Annotated in this window: 20 protein-coding genes; 10 read left to right on the top strand and 10 right to left on the bottom strand. The window is 71.5% G+C overall.

Annotated elements, in window-relative coordinates; translation table 11 throughout:
- Positions 1–166: 166 nt before the first annotated feature.
- The 3 genes from ACZ7LV_RS30970 (at position 167) to ACZ7LV_RS30960 (ending at position 3,866) form a co-directional block, all read left to right on the top strand.
- Positions 167–1,957, top strand: a complete 1,791-nt coding sequence (locus ACZ7LV_RS30970; RefSeq protein ID WP_471944279.1) for a DEAD/DEAH box helicase — start codon at positions 167–169, stop codon at positions 1,955–1,957.
- Positions 1,958–2,374: 417 nt separating this feature from the next.
- Positions 2,375–3,016: an IclR family transcriptional regulator gene (locus ACZ7LV_RS30965; protein ID WP_471944166.1), complete on the top strand. Its 642-nt coding sequence runs from the start codon at positions 2,375–2,377 to the stop codon at positions 3,014–3,016.
- A gap of 58 nt (positions 3,017–3,074) precedes the next feature.
- Positions 3,075–3,866: a S16 family serine protease gene (locus ACZ7LV_RS30960; protein ID WP_471944164.1), complete on the top strand. Its 792-nt coding sequence runs from the start codon at positions 3,075–3,077 to the stop codon at positions 3,864–3,866.
- A 23-nt stretch (positions 3,867–3,889) separates the two neighbouring features.
- Here the strand turns inward: ACZ7LV_RS30960 and ACZ7LV_RS30955 are convergent, their stop codons facing one another.
- The 5 genes from ACZ7LV_RS30955 to ACZ7LV_RS30935 are packed head-to-tail and all read right to left on the bottom strand — an operon-like array spanning position 3,890 to position 8,110.
- Entirely contained in the window at positions 3,890–4,849 is a 960-nt protein-coding gene (locus ACZ7LV_RS30955; RefSeq protein WP_471944162.1) for a glycine betaine ABC transporter substrate-binding protein, read from the bottom strand.
- Positions 4,846–5,706, bottom strand: a complete 861-nt coding sequence (locus ACZ7LV_RS30950) for an ABC transporter permease (protein WP_471944160.1) — start codon at positions 5,704–5,706, stop codon at positions 4,846–4,848. The genes ACZ7LV_RS30955 and ACZ7LV_RS30950 overlap by 4 nt, the downstream gene beginning before the upstream one ends.
- Positions 5,703–6,941, bottom strand: a complete 1,239-nt coding sequence (locus tag ACZ7LV_RS30945; RefSeq protein ID WP_401681042.1) for a betaine/proline/choline family ABC transporter ATP-binding protein — start codon at positions 6,939–6,941, stop codon at positions 5,703–5,705. Before ACZ7LV_RS30945 ends, ACZ7LV_RS30950 begins: the two co-directional genes overlap by 4 nt.
- The gene (locus tag ACZ7LV_RS30940; RefSeq protein WP_401681039.1) at positions 6,934–7,581 is read right to left on the bottom strand and encodes an ABC transporter permease; all 648 of its coding nucleotides are present in this window, start codon (positions 7,579–7,581) and stop codon (positions 6,934–6,936) included. Before ACZ7LV_RS30940 ends, ACZ7LV_RS30945 begins: the two co-directional genes overlap by 8 nt.
- Before the next feature lie 58 nt (positions 7,582–7,639).
- Positions 7,640–8,110: an Lrp/AsnC family transcriptional regulator gene (locus ACZ7LV_RS30935; RefSeq protein ID WP_401681036.1), complete on the bottom strand. Its 471-nt coding sequence runs from the start codon at positions 8,108–8,110 to the stop codon at positions 7,640–7,642.
- Between the two features lie 124 nt (positions 8,111–8,234).
- Between ACZ7LV_RS30935 and hppD the strand changes: the two genes are divergently transcribed.
- Positions 8,235–9,380: a 4-hydroxyphenylpyruvate dioxygenase gene (gene hppD, locus ACZ7LV_RS30930; RefSeq protein ID WP_471944157.1), complete on the top strand. Its 1,146-nt coding sequence runs from the start codon at positions 8,235–8,237 to the stop codon at positions 9,378–9,380.
- 10 nt (positions 9,381–9,390) lie between these two features.
- Here the strand turns inward: hppD and ACZ7LV_RS30925 are convergent, their stop codons facing one another.
- Positions 9,391–10,854 (bottom strand): tetratricopeptide repeat protein, encoded by a 1,464-nt coding sequence (locus ACZ7LV_RS30925; protein ID WP_471944156.1) that lies wholly within the window; start codon positions 10,852–10,854, stop codon positions 9,391–9,393.
- A 92-nt stretch (positions 10,855–10,946) separates the two neighbouring features.
- Here ACZ7LV_RS30925 and ACZ7LV_RS30920 point away from each other — a divergent pair, with 92 nt between their 5' ends.
- Complete coding sequence (locus tag ACZ7LV_RS30920; protein WP_471944154.1) at positions 10,947–12,353, top strand: FAD-binding oxidoreductase; 1,407 nt, start codon at positions 10,947–10,949, stop codon at positions 12,351–12,353.
- A gap of 13 nt (positions 12,354–12,366) precedes the next feature.
- Here ACZ7LV_RS30920 and ACZ7LV_RS30915 read toward each other — a convergent pair whose 3' ends face one another.
- Entirely contained in the window at positions 12,367–12,777 is a 411-nt protein-coding gene (locus tag ACZ7LV_RS30915) for an SsgA family sporulation/cell division regulator (protein ID WP_471944152.1), read from the bottom strand.
- A gap of 253 nt (positions 12,778–13,030) precedes the next feature.
- On the opposite strand from ACZ7LV_RS30915, the gene ACZ7LV_RS30910 reads away from it, so the two are divergent.
- Entirely contained in the window at positions 13,031–14,542 is a 1,512-nt protein-coding gene (locus tag ACZ7LV_RS30910; protein WP_471944150.1) for an RDD family protein, read from the top strand.
- A 96-nt stretch (positions 14,543–14,638) separates the two neighbouring features.
- Positions 14,639–15,385, top strand: a complete 747-nt coding sequence (locus ACZ7LV_RS30905) for an RDD family protein (RefSeq protein ID WP_471944148.1) — start codon at positions 14,639–14,641, stop codon at positions 15,383–15,385.
- Between the two features lie 74 nt (positions 15,386–15,459).
- Here the strand turns inward: ACZ7LV_RS30905 and ACZ7LV_RS30900 are convergent, their stop codons facing one another.
- Entirely contained in the window at positions 15,460–15,729 is a 270-nt protein-coding gene (locus ACZ7LV_RS30900; protein ID WP_401681016.1) for a hypothetical protein, read from the bottom strand.
- Positions 15,730–16,130: 401 nt separating this feature from the next.
- Here ACZ7LV_RS30900 and ACZ7LV_RS30895 point away from each other — a divergent pair, with 401 nt between their 5' ends.
- Both ACZ7LV_RS30895 and ACZ7LV_RS30890 read left to right on the top strand, forming a co-directional pair.
- Positions 16,131–18,497 (top strand): immune inhibitor A domain-containing protein, encoded by a 2,367-nt coding sequence (locus tag ACZ7LV_RS30895; RefSeq protein WP_471944146.1) that lies wholly within the window; start codon positions 16,131–16,133, stop codon positions 18,495–18,497.
- A gap of 122 nt (positions 18,498–18,619) precedes the next feature.
- The gene (locus ACZ7LV_RS30890; protein ID WP_401681010.1) at positions 18,620–18,961 is read left to right on the top strand and encodes a hypothetical protein; all 342 of its coding nucleotides are present in this window, start codon (positions 18,620–18,622) and stop codon (positions 18,959–18,961) included.
- Positions 18,962–19,507: 546 nt separating this feature from the next.
- Here ACZ7LV_RS30890 and ACZ7LV_RS30885 read toward each other — a convergent pair.
- Both ACZ7LV_RS30885 and ACZ7LV_RS30880 read right to left on the bottom strand, forming a co-directional pair.
- Positions 19,508–20,092: an isochorismatase family protein gene (locus ACZ7LV_RS30885; protein WP_471944144.1), complete on the bottom strand. Its 585-nt coding sequence runs from the start codon at positions 20,090–20,092 to the stop codon at positions 19,508–19,510.
- 171 nt (positions 20,093–20,263) lie between these two features.
- Positions 20,264–21,631 (bottom strand): nicotinate phosphoribosyltransferase, encoded by a 1,368-nt coding sequence (locus ACZ7LV_RS30880; protein WP_471944142.1) that lies wholly within the window; start codon positions 21,629–21,631, stop codon positions 20,264–20,266.
- Between the two features lie 57 nt (positions 21,632–21,688).
- Between ACZ7LV_RS30880 and clpS the strand changes: the two genes are divergently transcribed.
- A complete protein-coding gene (clpS, locus tag ACZ7LV_RS30875; RefSeq protein WP_471944141.1) occupies positions 21,689–22,006 on the top strand; it encodes an ATP-dependent Clp protease adapter ClpS in 318 nt (105 codons plus the stop codon).
- Positions 22,007–22,017: the final 11 nt, after the last annotated feature.

Genomic DNA, 22,017 nt, shown 5'->3' with positions numbered 1-22,017 from the left:
CCCGTGGGGGAGGCGGGGGAGTTCCCTGCTCGACGGGTGGGGGGCGCCGGTAGGGTGGCCCGGTTGTCGTACCCAGCCCGGCCGCTCTACCCCCACGGAGACCGTGACTACCGCCCGCCAGTCGCCCGCCACCACCTTCAACGGAGGGCCCTCCGGGCCCACGCCCATGTCTGCTTCCTCCTCGTCCTCCCATCACCTCTCACCCGCCTTCCCCGGCCGCGCCCCCTGGGGTACGGCCAGCAAGCTGCGTGCCTGGCAGCAGGGCGCGATGGAGAAGTACCTCCAGGAGCAGCCGCGTGACTTCCTGGCGGTCGCCACCCCCGGCGCCGGCAAGACGACCTTCGCGCTGACGCTGGCGTCCTGGCTGCTGCACCACCACGTCGTGCAGCAGGTGACCGTGGTCGCGCCCACCGAGCATCTGAAGAAGCAGTGGGCGGAGGCCGCCGCGCGGATAGGGATCAGGCTGGATCCCGAGTACAGCGCGGGGCCGCTCAGCAAGGAGTACCACGGGGTCGCGGTGACGTACGCGGGTGTGGGCGTGCGCCCCATGCTGCACCGCAACCGCGTCGAGCAGCGCAAGACCCTCGTGATCCTCGACGAGATCCACCACGCCGGTGACTCCAAGTCCTGGGGCGAGGCCTGCCTGGAGGCCTTCGAGCCCGCGACCCGGCGGCTGGCCCTGACGGGTACGCCGTTCCGGTCCGACACCAACCCCATCCCCTTCGTGGCGTACGAGGAAGGGGCCGACGGGATCCGGCGGTCCGCCGCCGACTACACCTACGGATACGGCTCCGCCCTCGCGGACAACGTCGTGCGGCCCGTCATCTTCCTTTCCTACAGCGGCAACATGCGCTGGCGGACCAAGGCCGGCGACGAGATCGAGGCACGGCTCGGCGAGCCGATGACGAAGGACGCGATCAGCCAGGCCTGGCGCACCGCGCTCGACCCGCGGGGCGAGTGGATGCCGTCCGTGCTGCGCGCCGCCGACCAGCGGCTGACCGAGGTGAGGAAGGCGATCCCGGACGCCGGCGCCCTGGTGATCGCCTCCGACCAGGACTCGGCACGGGCGTACGCCAAGCTCATCAGGGACATCACCGGCGACAAGGCCACCCTCGTGCTGTCCGACGACGCCGGCGCGTCCGACCGGATCGACGAGTTCAGCCACAACGACGACCGGTGGATGGTCGCGGTGCGGATGGTGTCCGAGGGCGTCGACGTACCGCGGCTGGCGGTGGGGGTGTACGCGACGACCATCTCGACGCCGCTCTTCTTCGCGCAGGCCGTCGGCCGTTTCGTACGGTCGCGGCGGCGCGGCGAGACCGCCTCCGTGTTCCTGCCGACCGTGCCGGACCTGCTCTCCTTCGCGAACGAGATGGAGCGCGAGCGCGACCACGTGCTCGACAAGCCGAAGAAGGAGGGCGAGGAGGACCCGTACGCCGAGGAGGACAAGCTCCTCCAGGAGGCGGAGCAGCAGAAGGACGAGGACACCGGCGAGCAGGACATGCTCCCCTTCGAGGCCCTCGAATCCGACGCCGTCTTCGACCGGGTCATGTACAACGGCGCCGAGTTCGGGATGCAGGCCCACCCGGGGAGCGAGGAGGAACAGGACTACCTCGGTATTCCGGGGCTGCTCGAACCCGATCAGGTGCAACTCCTGCTCCAGAAGCGGCAGGCACGGCAGATCGCGCACAGCCGCAAGAAGCCGGACGCCGAGGCCGACCTGCTCGAAATGCCCGCCGAGCGGCGGCCGGTGGTCAGCCACAAGGAGCTGATGGAGCTGCGGCGGCAGCTCAACACCATGGTGGGCGCCTACGTCCACCAGAGCGGCAAGCCGCACGGCGTCGTCCACACCGAGCTGCGCCGGGTGTGCGGCGGGCCGGCGAGCGCGGAGGCGACGGCGGGTCAGCTGCGGCAGCGGATCGCCAAGGTGCAGGAGTGGGCCACGCGGATGCGGTGACGGCGGTGCCGCATCCGGCCGGGAACCGGGTGCGGTGACGACAGCGCCGTCTCCGGCCGGGAGGCAGCTCCGTGTTCGGCCGCGGACCGATCGGCGAGTGGTTGCTCGCGACGCTCCCGCGCGCTCCGTCCCGGGCGCCGCGCGCCGTACGTATCAGGGCAAACCCGAGTACCCCGTACCGGTCCCTGACCGGATTCTGGACGGAGACTTCCGCTGAGCGAACCGGCTCGCTAATGTCCCGCTACGCACACGCCCCGTGGCAGCGCCGCCGCGGAGCGCAGCCGTGAAGCGACTGGGCCCGGACCACCGGCCGGGCCGTTGGCCGATCGGCAGCCTCTGTAGCGCGTCGCTGACGGGACTCGGTGACGCATCCGCCGCGAGAGCGCTGCCGACCTCACCACTGAAGGAGTGGGCGTCGTGACCGCGGAGACCTCTCAGACGCTCGACCGGGGACTGCGCGTCCTCAAGTTGCTGGCCGACACGGATCACGGGCTGACCGTCACCGAACTGTCCACCAAGCTGGGCGTGAACCGCACCGTCGTCTACCGCCTCCTCGCCACGCTGGAGCAGCACGCGCTGGTACGGCGCGACCTCGGCGGGCGCGCCCGGGTCGGACTGGGTGTGCTGGGGCTCGGACGGCAGGTGCATCCGCTGGTACGGGAGGCCGCGCTGCCGGCGTTGCGGTCGCTGGCCGAGGACATCGGGGCGACGGCGCATCTGACACTGGTGGACGGGGCGGAGGCGCTGGCGGTCGCGGTGGTCGAGCCGACCTGGACGGACTATCACGTGGCCTACCGGGCGGGCTTTCGCCACCCCCTGGACCGGGGCGCCGCCGGCAAGGCGATCCTGGCCGCCCGCCAACGCCCGCACAACGACCCCGGCTACACCCTCACCCAGGGCGAACTGGAGGCAGGCGCCTGCGGAGCCGCCGCTCCCCTGGTCGGCGTGACCGGGGTCGAGGGCAGCGTGGGCGTGGTCATGCTCGCGGACGCGGTCCCGGAACGCGTCGGCGTGAGAGTGGTGGACGCGGCGAGAGAGGTGGCGGAGGCCCTGCGCTGACGCCGGCCCCCGGCTACCGGCCGCCCCCTCGAACAGCCCCGCGCGTTAGATTGACCTCGTGCTCTCTCGTCTCACGCGTTCCAAGGCCCTCGCCGTCTGCGCGCTGCCCGTCGCCGGTCTGATCGCCGCCGCCGCGACGGCGCCGCTGCCCTTCGTGGTGGCGCAGCCGGGAATGACGGCGAACGTGCTCGGGGAGGACCAGGGCACGCCGGTGATCACGATCTCCGGGGCGCCGACCCGCGAGACCGACGGGCAGCTGCGGATGACGACCATCGAGGCGACCAGCCCGGACACCCGCGTGTGGCTCGGTGACGTGCTGGGCAGCTGGTGGAGCACCGACAAGGCCGTCATGCCTCGTGACGCGGTCTACCCGAGCGGCGACGACGTCAAGGAGATCGAGCAGCACAACGAGGCCCAGATGCGGGAGTCCCAGAACGCGGCGAGCGAGGCCGCGCTCACCTACCTGGGCCTCCAGGACAAGGACATCGAGGTCGACCTGGAACTCGCCGACGTCGGCGGCCCCAGCGCCGGCCTGCTCTTCTCCCTCGGCATCATCGACAAGCTGGAGGGCGACGGCAACGGCGGCGGCCTCACCGGCGGCCGCAACATCGCCGGCACGGGCACCATCGAGGCCGACGGCTCCGTGGGCGCGGTCGGCGGCGTCGCCCTGAAGACCCAGGCCGCCCACCGCGACGGCGCGACCGTCTTCCTCGTCCCGAGCGCCGAGTGCGCCGACGCCAAGTCGGAACTCCCCAAGGGCCTGCGCCTGATCCCGGTCAAGACCCTGAAGGACGCCGTCCAGTCCCTGACCACCCTGCAAAAGGACACGGGCCGACTCCCGAGCTGCTGACCGGCGCCCCGCTTCGCCGACGGTCAGCCCTCTTGTACGAAGCCCTCCTGTACCAGCCAGTCCAGGGCCACCTGGTGGGGGTCCTCGCCGTCGACGTCGACCTTCGCGTTGAGGGTCTGGGCCACCGAGTTGTTCAGTTTCTTCGTGATCGGGTCGAGGATCCCCGCGATCGCCGGCCACTTCTCCAGGGTCTTCGTGTTGATCACGGGGGCGGCGTTGTAGTTGGGGAAGAACTTCTTGTCGTCCTCCATCACCACCAGGTTCATGGACTTGATGCGGCCGTCGGTGGTGAAGACCTCCCCGTAGGTGCAGCCGCCCTTCGCCGTCTGGGTGTAGATGATCCCGGTGTCCATCTGCGTGACCCGGGACGGCGGGATGTCCATGCCGTACGCCTTCTCCATGCCCGGCAGGCCGTCCGCGCGGTTGGCGAACTCGCCCTCCACGCACAGCGTCACGGCCGGGGGGTCGGACTTGGAGAGCGCGGCCACCTCCGAGAGGGTCCGTGTGCCGTACTTCTTGGCGTTGGCCTGGTTCATCGCCAGGGCGTAGGTGTTGTTCAGGGCCGACGGCTCCAGCCAGGTCACCCCGTTCTTACGGTCCGCCTCGCGCACCGCCTCCCACTGCTGCCGGGGATCGGTGATCGGCTTGCTGTTGCCCAGGTACGTGATCCAGGCCGTGCCCGTGTACTCGTACCCGGCGTCCGCCTCGCCGCTCTTGACCGCCTCGCGCGACCCCACGGACCCCTGGATGCCGGTCCGGTCGAGGACCTCCGCGCCCGCCGCCTCGAAGGCGATCCCCATGATCGCGCCCAGGATCAGCTGCTCGGTGAACTCCTTCGAGGTGACCGTCAGATCGGCGCCCTTCAGCGGCTCGCCCTGCCCGATCGACCCGGGCCGCACGTCGTCGACCATGGGGGAGCCGCTGGTCAGCCCGCAGCCGGAGGCCAGCACCAGCGCCGTGGCGAGATACAGCAAGCGCCTCATCGGCCCACCTCCAGTCCGCGGGGCCGCAGCGTCACTTCGGCGAGTGAGGCCAGCCAGTCCACCAGCAGGGCCAGCGAGACGGTGAGGATGGATCCCAGGATCAGCACGGGCATCCGCTGACTGGTGATACCGGTCGTGATCAGCGTACCCAGACCCCCTCCGCCGCCGAAGGTGGCCAGCGTCGCCGTACCGACGTTCAGCACCAGCGCCGTACGGACGCCCGCCAGGATCAGCGGGACCGCGAGGGGCAGCTCGACGCGGCTCAGCACCCCCGTCGGCGACATGCCGATGCCCCGGGCCGCCTCCAGCAGCATCGGGTCGTTCGCCTTGAGGCCGGCGATGGTGTTCGACAGCACCGGCAGGATGGCGTAGACGATGATGCCGATCAGGGCCGCCCGGCGGCCGATACCCAGCCAGATCACCAACAGGGCGAGCAGACCGATCGCCGGGGTCGCCTGGCCCATGTTGGCGAACGTCATGGCCACCGGGGTGACCTTCTGGAAGGTCCTGCGGGTCAGCAGGATGCCCAGCGGGATCGCGATGATCAGCACGAAGAAGGTGGAGATCGCGGTCAGCTGGATGTGCTGCCACAGCGCCTCGGACACCTGCCCCCCGGACAGCGCGTTCTCGGAGATGGTGTCCAGGTCGGCCTGCCGGAACCACAGCCAGGTCGCCAGCAGCAGGGCCACCACGAAGGCCGGCAGGAACGTCAGCTTCTGCCAGGTGATGCGCGGCGCCGTCCGGGCCGGCGGCGGAGGCGGCTCCTGGTCGGCGGGCACCTCGCCCTCGTCCCGGTAGACATGCCCGCGGACGTCGTGCTCGCCGGGCGGACGGTTCTGTTCCGAAGAGGTGGTCACGCCTTGGGCTCCCCTCCGTGACCTTCCTGTTCCGCGTGCGTCTGCCCGGCCCGCGTCCCCTCCAGGTCGTGCTGGTGCTCCAGGGCGTCGAGCCGGTCGGCCTCCAACAGTTCGTGCACCGAGTTCATCAGCGTCTCCATGTCGACCACGCCGGTGTACTCGCCGCGCCGCCCGGTCACCGCGACCCGGCCGGTGTTGTCCGTGAGAACGGCCTCCAACGCGTCCCGCAGGGTCGCGTCCCGGGTCACCGTGTCGTGGACCAGGGTCCCGGCGCGGGCGAGGGAGCCCTTGGCCCGCATCAGGTCGCCCCGGCGGAGCCACTTGTAGGGGCGGCCCCGCTTGTCGAGCAGCAGGATCTCGTTCGTGCCGCTGGAGCGGAGCCGGTTGAAGATGCTCTGGAGCGGGTCGTCCACGGTCACCGTCGGGTAGTCGGTGATCTCCACGTCCCGGACCCGGGTGAGGTTCAGCCGCTTCAGCGCCGCGCCGGCACCCACGAAGCCGGAGACGAAGTCGTCCGCCGGGTTGGTGAGGATCGCCTCCGGGGTGTCGAACTGCGCGATGTGCGACCGCTCGCGCAGCACCGCGATCCGGTCACCGAGCTTGATCGCCTCGTCGAAGTCGTGGGTGACGAACACGATCGTCTTGTGCAGCTCGCGCTGGAGGCGGATCAGCTCGTCCTGGAGGTGGTCCCGCGTGATCGGGTCCACCGCGCCGAACGGCTCGTCCATCAGCAGCACCGGCGGATCGGCGGCCAGCGCCCGCGCCACGCCCACGCGCTGCTGCTGCCCGCCGGAGAGCTGACGCGGATAGCGGCCGTGGAACTCGGCGGGGTCGAGACCGACGAGATCGAGCATCTCCTCGACCCGGTCACGGATGCGCGTCTTGGACCAGCCGATCATCCGCGGCACCAGGGCGATGTTCTGGGCGACCGTCATGTGCGGGAAGAGGCCGGAGGACTGGATCGCGTAGCCGACCTTGCGGCGCAGCTTGACCGGATCGATGTGGGTCACGTCCTCACCGTCGATCCGGATGCGCCCGCCCGACGGCTCGATCAACCTGTTGATCATCTTGAGGGTGGTCGACTTGCCGCACCCGGACGGGCCGACGAAGATGACGGTCTCGCCCGCCTTGATCTCCATGCTGACGTTGTCGACGGCGGGTTGGGGATTGCCGGCGTACCGCTTGCTGAGGTTCTCCAGCTCGATGGTCGCCCCATGGGACTCGGACTCAGGCACGGATCCCCTTAGAAATGGTCAGCCGCCCGATCAGCACGTACGCGGCGTCGAACAGCAGGGCCAGGATGATGATGCCGACGGTGCCCGCGAGCACCTGGTTCAGCGCGTTCTTGCTGCCCAGGGAGGCGAGACCGCGGAAGATCAGATTGCCCAGACCGGGGCCCGAGGCGTAGGCGGCGATGGCCGCGATGCCCATCAGCATCTGGGTGGAGACCCGGATGCCGGTCAGGATCGGCGGCCAGGCCAGCGGCAGCTCGATCCGCATCAGCCGCTTCGCCCGGGACATCCCGATGCCGGTGGCCGCGTCGACCAGGGTGGGATCGACGCCCCGCAGGCCCACGATGGCGTTGCGGACGATCGGCAGCAGTCCGTACAGGGTCAGGGCGATCACGGTGGGCGGCACACCGAGCCCCACCAGGGGGATCAGCAGACCGATCATGGCCAGCGACGGAATGGTGAGGATGGTCGAGGTGGCGAGGGTCGCCAGGTTGCCGGCCCACTCGGAGCGGTAGGTGGCCACGCCGATCAGCACGCCGATCGCGGTCGCCACGACCATGCACTGGAAGACGACGCTGGCGTGCTGGTAGGCGTCGGTGAGGATCTGTTGATGGCGGTTGCCGAGATACTCCCAGAAGTTCACACACCATCACCCCGCTGCTAGGTCACGTCCGACCGTCGCCTTCCCGGTGATCGTTGGTTCACTCATGAAGCGCCGCCTGCTCCACGAGCGGGATGATCCGCAGCGGAACGGGGTTCTCCATCACGATCGCCGTGGCGGCCCGCACGATGCCATCAAAACCGACGACCCGGTCGATCACACGCTGAAGATCGGCGTTGGAGCGGGCCACCAGCCGGCACAGCATGTCCCCGCTGCCCGTCGTCGTGTGCAGCTCCAGCACCTCCGGCACGGTCGCCAAGTGCGCCCGGACGTCGGGCCCTTGCCCCTGCCGGATCTGGAGCGTGGCGAAGGCGGTGACCGGATAGCCGAGGGCCGCCGGGTCCACCTGCGGGCCGAACCCGCGGATGACGCCATTCGACTGAAGCCGGTCCAGCCGGGCCTGCACGGTGCCCCGCGCCACCCCGAGCCGGCGGGACATCTCCAGCACGCCGATCCGCGGCTCCCGCGCGAGCAGCACGATGATCCGCCCGTCCAGCCCGTCGATCGTCATCGCTGCCTCCCTGAGTGGTCATCCTGTACAGAGCGTCCGCCGAATCGGGGAATCCACTGTTCACTTTGCCCAGTGAAGACGCAAACTATTGCGCACCTTGCGTTGTCGGGGAGACGCTGCGGCCATGACGCAGACCACAGACCACACCCCGGACACCGCACGGCAGGCCGACCCCTTCCCGGTCAAGGGAATGGACGCGGTCGTGTTCGCCGTGGGCAACGCCAAGCAGGCCGCGCACTACTACTCCACCGCGTTCGGCATGAAGCTGGTCGCCTACTCCGGACCGGAGAACGGCAGCCGCGAGACCGCCTCGTACGTGCTGGAGAACGGCTCCGCCCGGTTCGTGTTCACCTCGGTGATCAAGCCCGCCACCACCTGGGGCCACTTCCTCACCGAGCACGTGGCGGCGCACGGCGACGGTGTCGTCGACCTCGCGATCGAGGTGCCGGACGCGCGGGCCGCGTTCGCCTACGCCGTGGAGCAGGGCGCCCGCCCGGTCGCCGAGCCGTACGAGCTCAAGGACGAGCACGGCACGGTGGTCCTCGCCGCGATCGCCACGTACGGCGAGACCCGGCACACCCTGGTCGAGCGGACCGGCTACGACGGCCCGTACCTGCCCGGCTACGTCGCCGCCGAGCCGATGGTCGAGCCGCCCGCCCAGCGCACGTTCCAGGCGATCGACCACTGCGTGGGCAACGTCGAGCTCGGCCGGATGAACGAGTGGGTCGGCTTCTACAACAAGGTCATGGGCTTCACGAACATGAAGGAGTTCGTGGGCGACGACATCGCGACCGAGTACAGCGCGCTGATGTCCAAGGTGGTGGCCGACGGCACGCTCAAGGTGAAGTTCCCGATCAACGAGCCCGCCCTCGCCAAGAAGAAGTCCCAGATCGACGAGTACCTGGAGTTCTACGGCGGCGCCGGCGTCCAGCACATCGCGCTGAACACCAACGACATCGTGCAGACGGTGCGCACGATGCGCGCGGCCGGCGTGCGGTTCCTGGACACCCCCGACTCGTACTACGACACGCTGGGGGAGTGGGTCGGTGAGACCCGGGTGCCGATCGACACCCTGCGCGAGCTGAAGATCCTCGCCGACCGCGACGAGGACGGCTATCTGCTGCAGATCTTCACCAAGCCGGTCCAGGACCGTCCGACCGTCTTCTTCGAGATCATCGAGCGGCACGGCTCGATGGGCTTCGGCAAGGGCAACTTCAAGGCCCTGTTCGAGGCCATCGAGCGCGAGCAGGAAAAGCGCGGCAACCTCTGACGGACGCGGGTCAGGCCGCCGGAACCGGCACCTCCGGCGGCTCGCCCAGCGCCTTCAGCTTCTCCCGCGCCAGCGGCGCGAACAGCGGTGAGAAGTACGGGTTGATCCGCAGCGCCTCCTCCAGGTGCCGCCGCGCGGGCCCGGCGAGGCCGAGACTGTTCTCGATCATCCCCCGGTGGTAGGCGTACAGCGCGCTGCGCACGCCGCCCCCGTGCTCCTTGTCGGTCGCCCGCAGGGCGTACTCCAGCGCCTCCTCGTTCTCCCCGGTGCGGTGCAGCGCCCATCCGAGGGCGTCGGCCACGGCGATCCCGGGCTGCCTGCGCCACTCGGCCCGCAGGATCTGCACGGCCTCCTCGGGATCGCCGTGGTCCGCCTCGAAACGGCCCAGCACCAGATCCTCGTCCACCCCGCCGGCGGCGGCGGCGCGGACCTGGTCCTGCAGCAGGTCGTACTGCGGGCGGGCGGCCTGCTCCAGTCCCATCGACTCGTACAGCTCGCCCAGCTCCAGCGCGTACTGCGGCGAGGGCCGCTCGGCGAGCGCCAGCCGGTAGGCGCTCAGCGCCTCCGTCGTCCGCCCCAGCGCCGCCAGCGCGCGCGCCTGCCCCGCCTTCGCGGTCCGCCGGTCGGGGTCGACGCGCACCGCCTCCTCGAAGTGCCGCAGGGCGACCTCCCGCTCCCCGCGCTCCCAGGCGAGCTGCCCGGCCCGCTCCAGCCAGGCCCCCCGCTCGGCCGGCGCCTGGGCGCCCGCCGCCGCGTCGGACAGGGTCGCCACCGCGTCCTCCCGCCAGCCCCGGTCCCAGTAGACGGCGGCCGACGTGGCCATGACGGCCCGGCCGGAGTTCAGTTTCTGGAGCCGTTCGAGGGTGCTGCGGGCGGCCTTGTAGTCGCCGACGCCGGTGTACGCCTCGATCAGCGGGGGGAGCGCCGTCCAGCGCCGGCCGTCCGCCTTCAGCGCGGCCTCGCCCCAGGTCCGGGCGGCCCGGAAGTCCCGGCGCGCGTTCGCCAGCGCCGTCATGCCCTCCAGCGCCACGGCGTTGCCCGGCCGTACCTTCAGCGAGGTGCGCAGCGCCTTCTCGGCGGCCGGGTAGGAGGCGGTGTCGGCGGTCCGCCGCCCCTGCTCCACGTACGCCGTGCCGAGCACCGCCCACGCGCGCGCGTCGCGGGGATGCGCCCGCAGGTACCGCTCGCGTTCGCCGATCAACACGGCCAGATCGCGCAGCGCGGGCGGCACCCCGGCACCGACCGCGGCCAGCGCCAGTTCGGCCGGGCCCGGCTCGGGGGGCGGGACGGGCCGCGGCTGCGGGCGCTCCAGCCACAGCAGCCCGCCCACGGCGAGGGCGCCCACGAGCAGGCCGAGCAGCACGCCCACGACCAGCCGGGTACGCCGTCGGCCGGTACCCCGTCCCCCGCGAAGGGGATCACCCTTCCCGGTCTCCGTGCCGGTCCTGACGGCGGTCTTCACACCGGTCTTCATGGCGCACACTGTGCGCCAGTACGACGACCGGGTCCCGGCACGCAGACGGTGCCGCTGGCGGGGTTCACACCGATGGCCCCGGGTGACACGCTGTGATCATGAGCCGTATCCAAGCCCCTCCCGACGAAGCGCAGGGCAACCTCACGGACCGGCTGCTCGCGGGCCTGCCGGCCGAGGCCGTCCTGACCGACCCCGACATCACCGTCTCCTACGCCAACGACATGGCGAGCTTCTGCCCGGCCGGCACCCCGGCCGTGGTCGTGCTGCCCCGCACCGTCGAGCAGGTCCAGCACGTCATGCGCGTCGCCTCCGAGCTGCGTGTCCCCGTGGTCCCGCAGGGCGCCCGCACCGGCCTGTCCGGCGGGGCCAACGCCACCGAGGGCTGCGTCGTGCTGTCGCTCACGAAGATGGACCGGATCCTGGAGATCAGCCCGGTCGACCGCATCGCCGTGGTCGAGCCCGGCGTCGTCAACGCCGCCCTCTCCCGCGCCGTCGGCGAACACGGCCTCTATTACCCGCCGGACCCCTCCAGCTGGGAGATGTGCACCATCGGCGGGAACATCGGCACCGCCTCGGGCGGCCTGTGCTGCGTGAAGTACGGGGTGACCGCCGAGTACGTCCTCGGCCTGGACGTCGTCCTCGCCGACGGCCGTCTGCTGTCCACCGGCCGCCGTACCGCCAAGGGCGTCGCCGGTTACGACCTCACCCGTCTGTTCGTGGGCTCCGAGGGCTCGCTCGGCATCGTCGTGCGGGCCGTCCTCGGCCTGCGGCCCAAGCCGCCGCCCCAGTTGGTGCTGGCCGCCGAGTTCGCCTCGGCGGCGGCCGCCTGCGACGCCGTGTGCGCGATCATGGCCGGCGGGCACGTGCCCTCGCTCCTCGAACTGATGGACCGTACGACGGTCACGGCCGTCAACGACATGGCCGCCATGGGGCTGCCGGAGACCACCGAGGCGCTGCTGCTCGCGGCCTTCGACACCCCGGACCCGGCCGCCGACCTCGCGGCGCTCGGGGCGCTGTGCGAGGCCGCCGGCGCCACCCAGGTCGTCCCGGCGGACGACCTGGCCGAGTCCGAACTGCTCCTGCAGGCGCGGCGGCTGTCGCTCACCGCGCTGGAGGCGGTCCGGGGCACCACGATGATCGACGACGTGTGCGTGCCCCGCTCCCGGCTCGGCGACCTGATCGAAGGCGTCGAGCGCATCGCCGAGAAGTACCGGCTCACCATCGGGGTGGTCGCCCACGCGGGCGACGGCAACACGCACCCCACCGTGTGCTTCGACGCCCAGGACCCCGACGAGTGCGCCCGCGCGCGTGAGTCCTTCGACGAGATCATGGCCCTCGGCCTGGAGCTCGGCGGCACGATCACCGGCGAACACGGCGTGGGCGTGCTGAAGAAGGAGTGGCTGGCGCGCGAGATCGGCCCCGTCGGGGTGGAGATGCAACGGGCGGTCAAGCAGGTGTTCGACCCGCTGGGCATCCTCAATCCCGGCAAGCTGTTCTGAGGCCGTACCGGCCTCACTGGGCCAGCAGCTGGGCCAGACCGTCGTCGATGCCCAGCTGCTCGCCCTCGCTTCCCGGCGGCACCACGCGCAGGGTGCGCTCCAGCCAGGCCGACACCTGTGCCGCCGGCGCCTCCAGCAGGGCGTCCCCGTCGGGTGAGGTCAGCGCCATCAGTACGGCGCAGCGCCCGCCCGTCTTCGACGGCCACACCCGCACGTCCCCGTGCCCGCACGGCCGGAACACCCCCTCCACCAGCAGGTCCCGGGCGAACGTCCAGTTGACGGGGTGTTCGGAGTGGATGTGGAAGCTGACGTGCACGGCGTACGGGTCGTCGGTGCGGTAGGCCAGGCGGGCCGGCACCGGGATGTCGCGCTCCGGCGACAGGATGAGCCTCAGCTCCAGTTCGCGCTCCACCACGGTGTGCATGGTGTCCCTCTCCCCTCGGTCGGGGCCCCGGGCGGGCCCGTACCCGACAAGAGCGGGCAGGGGCGCGAGCATTACGCGGGTCCCGCGGAGTTCTTTCGCGGGGTGACGAGGGGACGCCCGGGCCCGCCTTTCCGGCCCTAGCACAACCGTGCTCGAAAGGGGCGGGTCCGGCGGGACGGGCGGTGCGGGCTGCGCAGGTCTGATAGATGTGGAGACCCCCATAACACCACCGAGCAGATACGGGACGACGGACATGAGCGCCCCAACCCCGGCACCAGGCGACGACCGGCCCCGCGAGGGCTACTACCCGGACCCCTCCATTCCTGGATATGTCCGGTACTGGAACGGAGCCGCCTGGGTGCCGGGCACCAGCCGCCCGGCACCGGCCGACGGCGAGCCGCTCGCCCCGCCCTCCGGCACGCGCCCCGCGCAGCCCGCCGTCGAGGAGACCGGGCCGCACTTCTTCGACGAGGATCCCGCCCCCGGGCGCCAGGACGCCCAGCACGGCAGCCGCCCCGAGCCCGCCTCCGCGTGGGGAGCCGACCGCTCCCGGCAGTCCGGCTTCGGCGGTGACCAGGACCGGCGGGTCTCCTGGCCCACGGCCCAGGGCGCCGATCCGCGCGTCCCGGCGGACCAGCCCGCACGGCCGGAGGGTGGCGCCGCCCGCACGGAGGGCACGGCGTCGTCCCCCGATCACCCGGCTCCGCCCGCCCAGGGGGGATCGCCGTCGCCCGCTCCGTCCGAACAGCCGCCCTCCGGCAGCACGTTCGTCTTCCGCCGTCCGGCCGCCAAGGCGCCGGGTGCCGGCGGTGCGGAGGGTGCCCCCGAGGACCCGGGCACGATGACGTTCCGCGCGCTCACCCCGCGCACGGGGCAGCAGGACGGGGCGCACGGCGGGGGCACCGGAACGCCGGGCACGGCCGCTGCCGGCTCCCCGGCGGCGGGACCGCTCACCGCGCCCGCGTCGGGCCCCGCCGCCCCGGCGCCCGGACAGCAGCAGGCGGGCACGCCCGGCGGCCCCGGCTTCGGCGCCGGGAAGGCGGCCGCCGCCCGCGCCACGTCGCAGCAGGCGCCCGCGCCCGCCCAGCAGTCCGCGAGCGTTCCCCACCAGGCGCAGGCGGCCGCCCCGGTCACCTCGGGCTCCGGCGGCGGACAGTCCTCGTGGGCGCAGCAGGTGCACCGGCTGGCCGGCGCCTCCGCCGGCACCGGCGACGGGCAGCCCGTCGCCCCGTGGAAGCCCCCGGTCGAGGACCCCTTCCAGGCGGCGGCGCGTCGGCAGGCCGAGGCCCGCCCGGCCGGCCTCGGCAAGCGGCTGACCGCCCGTCTGATCGACACCGTGGTCGTCGCGGGCGTCACCGCGGTCGCCGCCGTGCCCCTCGGCACCCAGGCCCTCGACCATGTCCAGAGCAAGATCGACGAGGCCAAGCTGTCCGGCCGGACGGTCACCGTCTGGCTGCTGGACGGCACGACGGCGGCGCAGTTGGGCATCGTCCTCGCCGTGCTGCTCGTCTTCGGCGTCCTCTACGAGGCGCTGCCCACCGCCAGGTGGGGACGCACGCTGGGCAAGAAGCTGCTCGGCCTGGAGGTGCGCGACATCGAGGGCCATGACGCCCCCTCCTTCGGCGCGGCCCTGCGCCGCTGGCTCGTCTACAGCGTTCCCGGCCTGCTCTTCTTCGGTCTGATCGGCGTCCTGTGGTGCCTGTTCGACCGGCCGTGGCGGCAGTGCTGGCACGACAAGGCCGCCCACACGTTCGTCGCGGGCTGACGGCGGGGGCGTGGTCCGGACCGGCCGCCGACGGCCGGTACTCCGGACGGCCCCTCGCCGGATGCGGAGTCACGGGGTTCGGGTTCGACTCGGGCCATGAGCACCGAACCGCCGCCCGGTTCCGGCGGGCAGCCGCCGGAGGACGACCCGTTCAAGAAGCAGCCCCCGCCCGGTGAGGGGGCCGGTTCGCCGTACGACAGGCCCCCGGGCGGCGGCGAGCAGCCCCCGCCCGACGGCGGTGGGCCGCCACCCCCCGGCGGCGGCCCGTACGGGGGCGGACCCTACGGAGGCGGTCCGCAGGGCGGCGGTCCGTACGGCGGTGGGCCCTACGGCGGCGGTCCGTACGGAGGCGGTCCGTACGGCGGTGGTGAGCCCCCCGCCGATCCGCTCGCCGGTATGCCCCCGCTCGCCGACAGCGGCAAGCGCACCCTGGCCCGGATCATCGACATGGTGCTGGTCGGGATCGTGGTCTGGCTGATCACCTGGGGTTTCAACGTGGACGAGTACCAGGTGGACGCCGACCGGGTCGACGTCGGCGACTCCGTGGCGCAGTCCGTCATCGCGGCCGTGCTCTACATCGCGTACGACACGATCATGATCGCCAAGTCCGGGCAGACCCTCGGCAAGAAATGGCTGAACATGCGCGTGGCACATCTGGACAACGGAGCCACGCCTTCCGTCCAGACCTCGCTGCTGCGCGCCTCGGTGCTGTGGATTCCGTTCGCGTTCTGCTGCGCCTGCATCTGGACGGCGATCTGCGGCGGCTGGAGCTTCTTCGACCGGCCCTACAAGCAGGGGCTGCACGACAAGGCGGCCAAGACCGTGGTGGTCAGCACCACGTGAGCCGCCCGGACGACGGCGGGCCCGTCACCTGGGAGGTGACGGGCCCGCCGTACCGTGCGCTGCCGGTGACTTCCTCAGTGTGCCGTCGGCTCCCGTACGGGCTCGCGGCGCACCGTCGCCGGCCTCGGCGGCGCCACGTCGGTGGCGGGTCGTGGCGCGGGTATCGGGGTTCGCTTCGGCATGGGCACCGTCATGGCGACCAGCAGCCCGAGCAGGAGTGCCGCGACGGCGATGACCGCGATCCCCGCACCCGAACTCGTCTGTGACAGCAGCAGCATGGCGAGGGTCGAGAAGATCACGGTGCAGGAACCGTAGGCGAGCTGTGCGGCGGTCGGACGAGGCATGGCAATCGTGTCCTCGAAGAATGGGGGTGGACTCCCCCCGTGCCTCACGCTGCGGGGGAGGGTGCGGACAGAATCTCTTCGCGTGCATGCCCGACCGGAACGAACCGTAAGCGTGACCTGACCAACAGTGCCGATGCACAGGGGGCGCACCGAGTCATGTCGGCCACCGGTCCGGCCGTCCCGCGCGCCCGGAGAACGTATCCCGACTTGTTCGGTAAGCGAAATGTCATCTCCGCATAGTGCAGTTGTCCTGCTCAAGTCAAGGTCTGTCTTTTCTCCGCAACCTCTAGTCAAATGTCGGCACTTGACTACACGCGTCGATCAGGCGCGCGCGGACGCACCACCACGCACTCCATCCAACCCCCCTTTCCGCGCGCCCCGGACGCTGGGGAGGAACTCAAGTGACCAGTAGATCCTGGACGTCGAGAGCTGCCGCGACCGCGGTCGCGCTCGCCGCGGCCACCGCCACGCTCTCCGGCCTCACCGTGGCCCAGGCGGACTCGGCCGGCCCGGCTGCCAAGGCGCCCGCCGCCGACCGGCACGACCCCGCCTCGCCGGAGAACCACAAGGGCCACGAGCACAACCTCGACGGCCCGCTGAGCAAGACGGTCGAGGCCCAGCGCGAGGAGGCGCTGAAGCAGGTCATATCCGGCCAAGCCTCCGTGAAGGAGCGCGACGGCTCGAAGGTCGTGCAGCTCAAGAGCAAGAAGGGCGACGCCAAGTACGTCGAGCTGGGCCGGGAGAAGACCGACAAGATCTTCACCATCCTGGTCGAGTTCGGCGACCAGACCGACCCCCGCTACGGCGGCACCCCGGGCCCGCTGCACAACAAGATCGCCAAGCCCGACCGCAAGAAGGACAACTCCACGGCCTGGCAGGCCGACTACGACCAGCAGCACTTCGAGGACCTGTACTTCGGTTCCGGCAAGGGTGTCGACTCGGTCAAGACGTACTACGAGAAGCAGTCCTCCGGCCGTTACTCGGTCGAGGGCGAGGTCTCCGACTGGGTGAAGGTCCCCTACAACGAGGCCCGCTACGGCAACAACGCCTGCGGCGACACCAACTGCCCGAGCGTGTGGAACGTCGTCAGCGACGGTCTGAACGCCTGGGTCGCCCAGCAGAAGGCGGCCGGCCGCACCGACGCGCAGATCAAGGCGGACGCCGCGCGCTTCGACGAGTGGGACCGTTACGACTTCGACGGCGACGGCGACTTCAACGAGCCCGACGGCTACATCGACCACTTCCAGGTCGTGCACGCGGGCGAGGACGAGTCCGCGGGCGGCGGCGCCCAGGGCACCGACGCGATCTGGGCGCACCGCTGGTACGCCTTCGGCACCGACGCCGGCGCCACCGGCCCCGAGCAGAACAAGCTCGGCGGCACGCAGATCGGCTCCACCGGCCTCTGGGTCGGCGACTACACCGTCCAGCCCGAGAACGGCGGACTCGGCGTCTACGCCCACGAGTACGGCCACGACCTCGGTCTGCCGGACCACTACGACACCGCGGGCGGCGAGAACTCCACCGGCTTCTGGACGCTGATGTCGTCCGGCTCCTGGCTCGGCACCGGCAAGAACGAGATCGGCAACCTGCCCGGCGACATGACGGCCTGGGACAAGCTGCAGCTCGGCTGGCTGAACTACGACACCGCCAAGGCGGGGGTCAACTCCTGGCACAAGCTGGGCGTCGCCGAGTACAACACGAAGCACAAGCAGGCGCTGGTCGTCACGCTTCCGAAGAAGGCCGTCACCACCGAGATCATCGCCCCCTCCGAGGGGCAGACCCAGTGGTGGAGCGGCAGCGGTGACAACCTCAAGAACACGCTGACGCGTACGGTCGACCTCACCGGCAAGTCGGCCGCCGAGCTGACCTTCGACGGCTGGTACGACATCGAGGCCAACTACGACTACCTCTACACCGAGGTGTCGACGGACGGCGGCGCCAACTGGACCGCCCTCGACGGCACGGTGGACGGGCAGCCGGTCCCGCGGGACGGCAGCGACAAGCCCGCCCTGCACGGCACCCTCGACGGGTACAAGAAGTTCGCGTACCCGCTCGACGCCTACGCGGGCAAGAAGATCGGCCTCCGCTTCCGCTACCAGAGCGACGGCGGCGTGGCCCTGAAGGGCTTCACGGCCGACGCGATCACGGTCACCGCGGACGGCGCGCCCCTGTTCACCGACAACGCCGAGACGGCGGACGGCGCTTGGGCCGCGAACGGCTTCTCCCGCGTCGGCGCGTCCTTCACCAAGGACTACGCGCAGTACTACATCGCCGAGAACCGGCAGTACGTGTCGTACGACGAGACGCTCAAGACCGGCCCGTACAACTTCGGTTTCACGGAGCGCCCGGACTGGGTGGAGCACTACGCGTACCAGAACGGCCTGTTGATCTGGAAGTGGGACACCTCCCAGGCGGACAACAACACCAGCCAGCACGCGGGTACCGGTCTGGTGCTGCCGATCGACTCCCACCCGACCGCGCTCAAGTGGGCCGACGGCACGCTGATGCGCAACCGCATCCAGGCCTACGACTCGCCGTTCAGCCTCGGCCGCACCGACGGCATGACGCTGCACAAGGCGGACGTGGCGAAGTACATCCCGGGGTCGAAGGGTGTCTCGGTCTTCAACGACCGCACCGGTGACTACTACGACGAGTCGAACCCGACCGCCGGCGTCAAGATCACTGACACCAACACGAAGATCAAGATCCTGGAGGAGGCCGCGAACGGCTCCACGATCGAGCTGGAGGTCGGCCCCGCGGGTAGGTAATCGGTATCTGCCCAGGTCAGAGCGTGATCGGCGGTGACCCCCTGGCGGGTCACCGCCGATCCGTGTTTAGGTGCCTCCTGTGGTTCTCTTATTGACACCGGCTGATACGGGGGTATGACGACATGGCCGCAGGAGGTTTCTGCAAGCTGCCGAACGGCACCGTGGTGGTGGCGCTGAACCTGCCCAGCCCCGCCGCCGACGGATCCGCCGCGGTGCGGGTGCTGGTCCACGCCCAGAACCGGGCGCGCGCCCTGACCAGGCTGCGCAACCTGGGGTTGCGGGCGGTCTACCTGCGCGGCAACGCGGCCCCACCCACCCCGGACGAGATCACGGCGGTCCTGCACCACCCGGACGGCCTGATATGGCGCACGGCCCCCGACGCGACCCTCGGCGGCCCCGACCTCACCCAGGAGCTCTGGCGCCCCATCCGGGCCCTGCTACGCCGCCCCACGGCCCAGATGTGACCCACGCCCCGGCCCCCACCCCCCGCACGCACCGAACGCCGTGTGCCGTCCGACGCCTCACGGGCCGTCCCGCGGAGTCGATACGCCGCCGGGGCGCGACGTAGCCCGGGACGGATCGAACCCACCCGCCACACGACGCCCCGCGAGAGCCAGCACCCGCCGTGAGTCCCGCTCGCCCGGGGCCGTGCCGAGGGCGCCCGCCCGCCGCCGGAAGCCTGGTCCGCCGCGCGACGCGCTGCGGGCCGTCCCGGGGGAGACCCACCCCGCCGGAAGCCTCACCCGCCTCGCGACGCACCCCGGGAGCCCGCATGCCGCCGTGAGTCCCGCTCGCCCGGGGCCGTGCCGAGGGCGCCCGCCCGCCGCCGGAAGCCTGGTCCGCCGCGCGGCGCGCTGCGGGCCGTCCCGGGGGAGACCCACCCCGCCGGAAGCCTCACCCGCCTCGCGACGCACACCCGGAGCCCGCATCCCGCTGGCCGGCCCGCGTGGGTCCGTACGTGCCGGGCGTCTTGTCCGCCGTGCAGCGCGCTGAGGGCCGGGGCCCCGGGGTCAGACGACCGGCTTGCCCGACAGTTCCACGCCTGCCGCGCGGAGCTCCTCCAGGGCCTTCTCCGTGGTCGCCTCCGCGACGCCCGCCGTGAGGTCCAGCAGGACGTGGGTGCGGAAGCCCTCGCGGGCCGCGTCCAGGGCCGTCGCGCGCACGCAGTGGTCGGTCGCGATGCCGACGACGTCCACCTCGTCGATGCCCCGCTCGCGCAGCCACGCGGCCAGCGTGGTCCCGTTCTCGTCGGCGCCCTGGAAGCCGCTGTAGGCCCCCTCGTACGCGCCCTTGTCGAAGACCGCGTCGACCGAGCCCGAGGCGACGGCGGGGGCGAAGTTCGGGTGGAAGCCGACGCCCTCCGTGCCCGCCACGCAGTGCGCGGGCCAGGTGTGCACGTAGTCGGGGTTGTCCGCGAAGTGGCCACCGGGCGCGATGTGATGGTCACGGGTCGCCACCACGTGGCGGTACCCGGCGGGGGCCTGCCCGATCAGCTCGGTGATCGCGGCGGCCACATCGGCACCGCCGGCGACCGCGAGACTTCCCCCCTCGCAGAAATCGTTCTGCACGTCTACGACGATCAAGGCGCGGCGCATGGTCGGTGTCCTTACGGTTATGGGGTCTGGCGACCGTGGTCCCGGCGGTTCGGTACAGGGCGGCGGAGCCTGGTGCTGGGGGTGCGGGCCCGGTCCGGCGGGTGGAGCTGAACCTCCGAGCCTAGAGACTCCGGGCTCACAGCGGGAGGGGGCGCTACGGGGCGCGCGCGCTCACGCCCCCCGTCGGTCCGCCGGAACGGACTGACCGTCGGTGGCGTACTCCGTCGGCAGGACCGGCTCTCCCCGGGACAGCTGGGTCGCCGACAGGGGCAGGGCGGCGCGGGCGGCGATGTGCCGGTCCCGGGCGGCGTCGAGCGGCTCGCGGGCGACCACCTCGCCGCCCTTGACCAGCTCGACCAGCAGCTGCCGGTCGACCAGCCCCGCCGGGACGGCCCCCGTGCCGACGACCTCCGCCTCGGCCACGCCCTGCTCGTCCAGCCGCCGGGCGGCCCACTTGCGGCCCCCGACGGAGGTCTTGCCGCCGGTCGACTTCTTCGCCACCGCCACCAGCGGCGCCCTCGGCTCCTCGGACTCGGCGCGGGCCACCAGCTTGTAGACCATCGACGCGGTCGGGTGTCCGGAACCGGTGACCAGCTGGGTGCCGACGCCGTACGCGTCCACGGGCGCCGCGGCGAGCGAGGCGATGGCGTACTCGTCGAGGTCCGAGGTCACGATGATCCTCGTGCCCGTGGCGCCGAGCGCGTCCAGCTGCTGACGCACCCGGTGCGCGACCAGCAGCAGGTCGCCCGAGTCGATCCGCACGGCCCCGAGCTCGGGCCCGGCGACCTCCACCGCCGTCCGCACGGCCTCCGCGACGTCGTACGTGTCCACGAGCAGGGTCGTGCCCCGTCCCATGGACGCGACCTGGGCCCGGAAGGCGTCCCGCTCGCGGTCGTGGAGCAGGGTGAAGGCGTGGGCGGAGGTGCCCACCGTCGGGATCCCGTAGCGGAAGCCGGCGGCCAGGTCGGACGTGGAGGCGAAGCCGCCGACGTACGCGGCGCGCGCGGCGGCGACCGCGGCGAGCTCGTGGGTGCGCCGGGCGCCCATCTCGATCAGCGGGCGGCCCCCGGCGGCCGAGGACATCCGGGAGGCCGCGGCAGCGATCGCCGAGTCGTGGTTGAGGATGGAGAGGATCACCGTCTCCAGCAGCACGCACTCGGCGAAGCTGCCCTCGACGCGCATGATCGGCGAGCCCGGGAAGTAGACCTCGCCCTCGGGATAGCCCCAGATGTCGCCGGAGAAGCGGTAGCCGGCGAGCCAGTCGAGGGTCTCCTCGCCGACGATCCCGCCCTCGCGCAGGAAGCGCAGGACGTCCGCGTCGAAGCGGAAGTTCTCGACGGCGTCCAGCACGCGGCCGGTCCCGGCCACCACGCCGTAGCGGCGCCCCTCCGGCAGCCGCCGGGTGAAGACCTCGAAGACGCTGCGCCGTCCGGCGGTGCCGGCCTTCAGCGCGGCCTGGAGCATCGTCAGCTCGTACTGGTCCGTGAAGAGGGCGGTCGAGGGGACGTCCACCGGCAGCCCAAGGTCCGCTGTGTTCATGGCAAGGATGCTACACCCCATTTCGTCAGTGTGACGATTTGTGGGGCCCATGGCAGCATGGGTCTTGTGACGTCAGCCGCTCCCATCGAGATCGAACGCACCGAGCCGGCGGAGGAGGTCTCTGCCGTACCAGAGCCGGACGTCCCCTGGGTCACGATCGTGCACAACGACCCGGTCAACCTCATGAGCTATGTGACGTACGTCTTCCAGTCGTACTTCGGCTACTCCAAGGACAAGGCCACCAAGCTCATGCTCGACGTCCACCACAAGGGCCGGGCGGTCGTCTCCAGCGGCAGTCGCGAGGAGATGGAACGCGACGTGCAGGCCATGCACGGCTACGGTCTGTGGGCCACCCTCCAGCAGGACCGGAAGTAGCGATCGCCGCC

It is taken from the genome of Streptomyces sp. NPDC107562 (assembly GCF_055657325.1).
The sequence above is the reverse complement of the archived record's forward strand: the minus strand, read 5'-3'. Positions and strand labels throughout refer to the sequence as shown.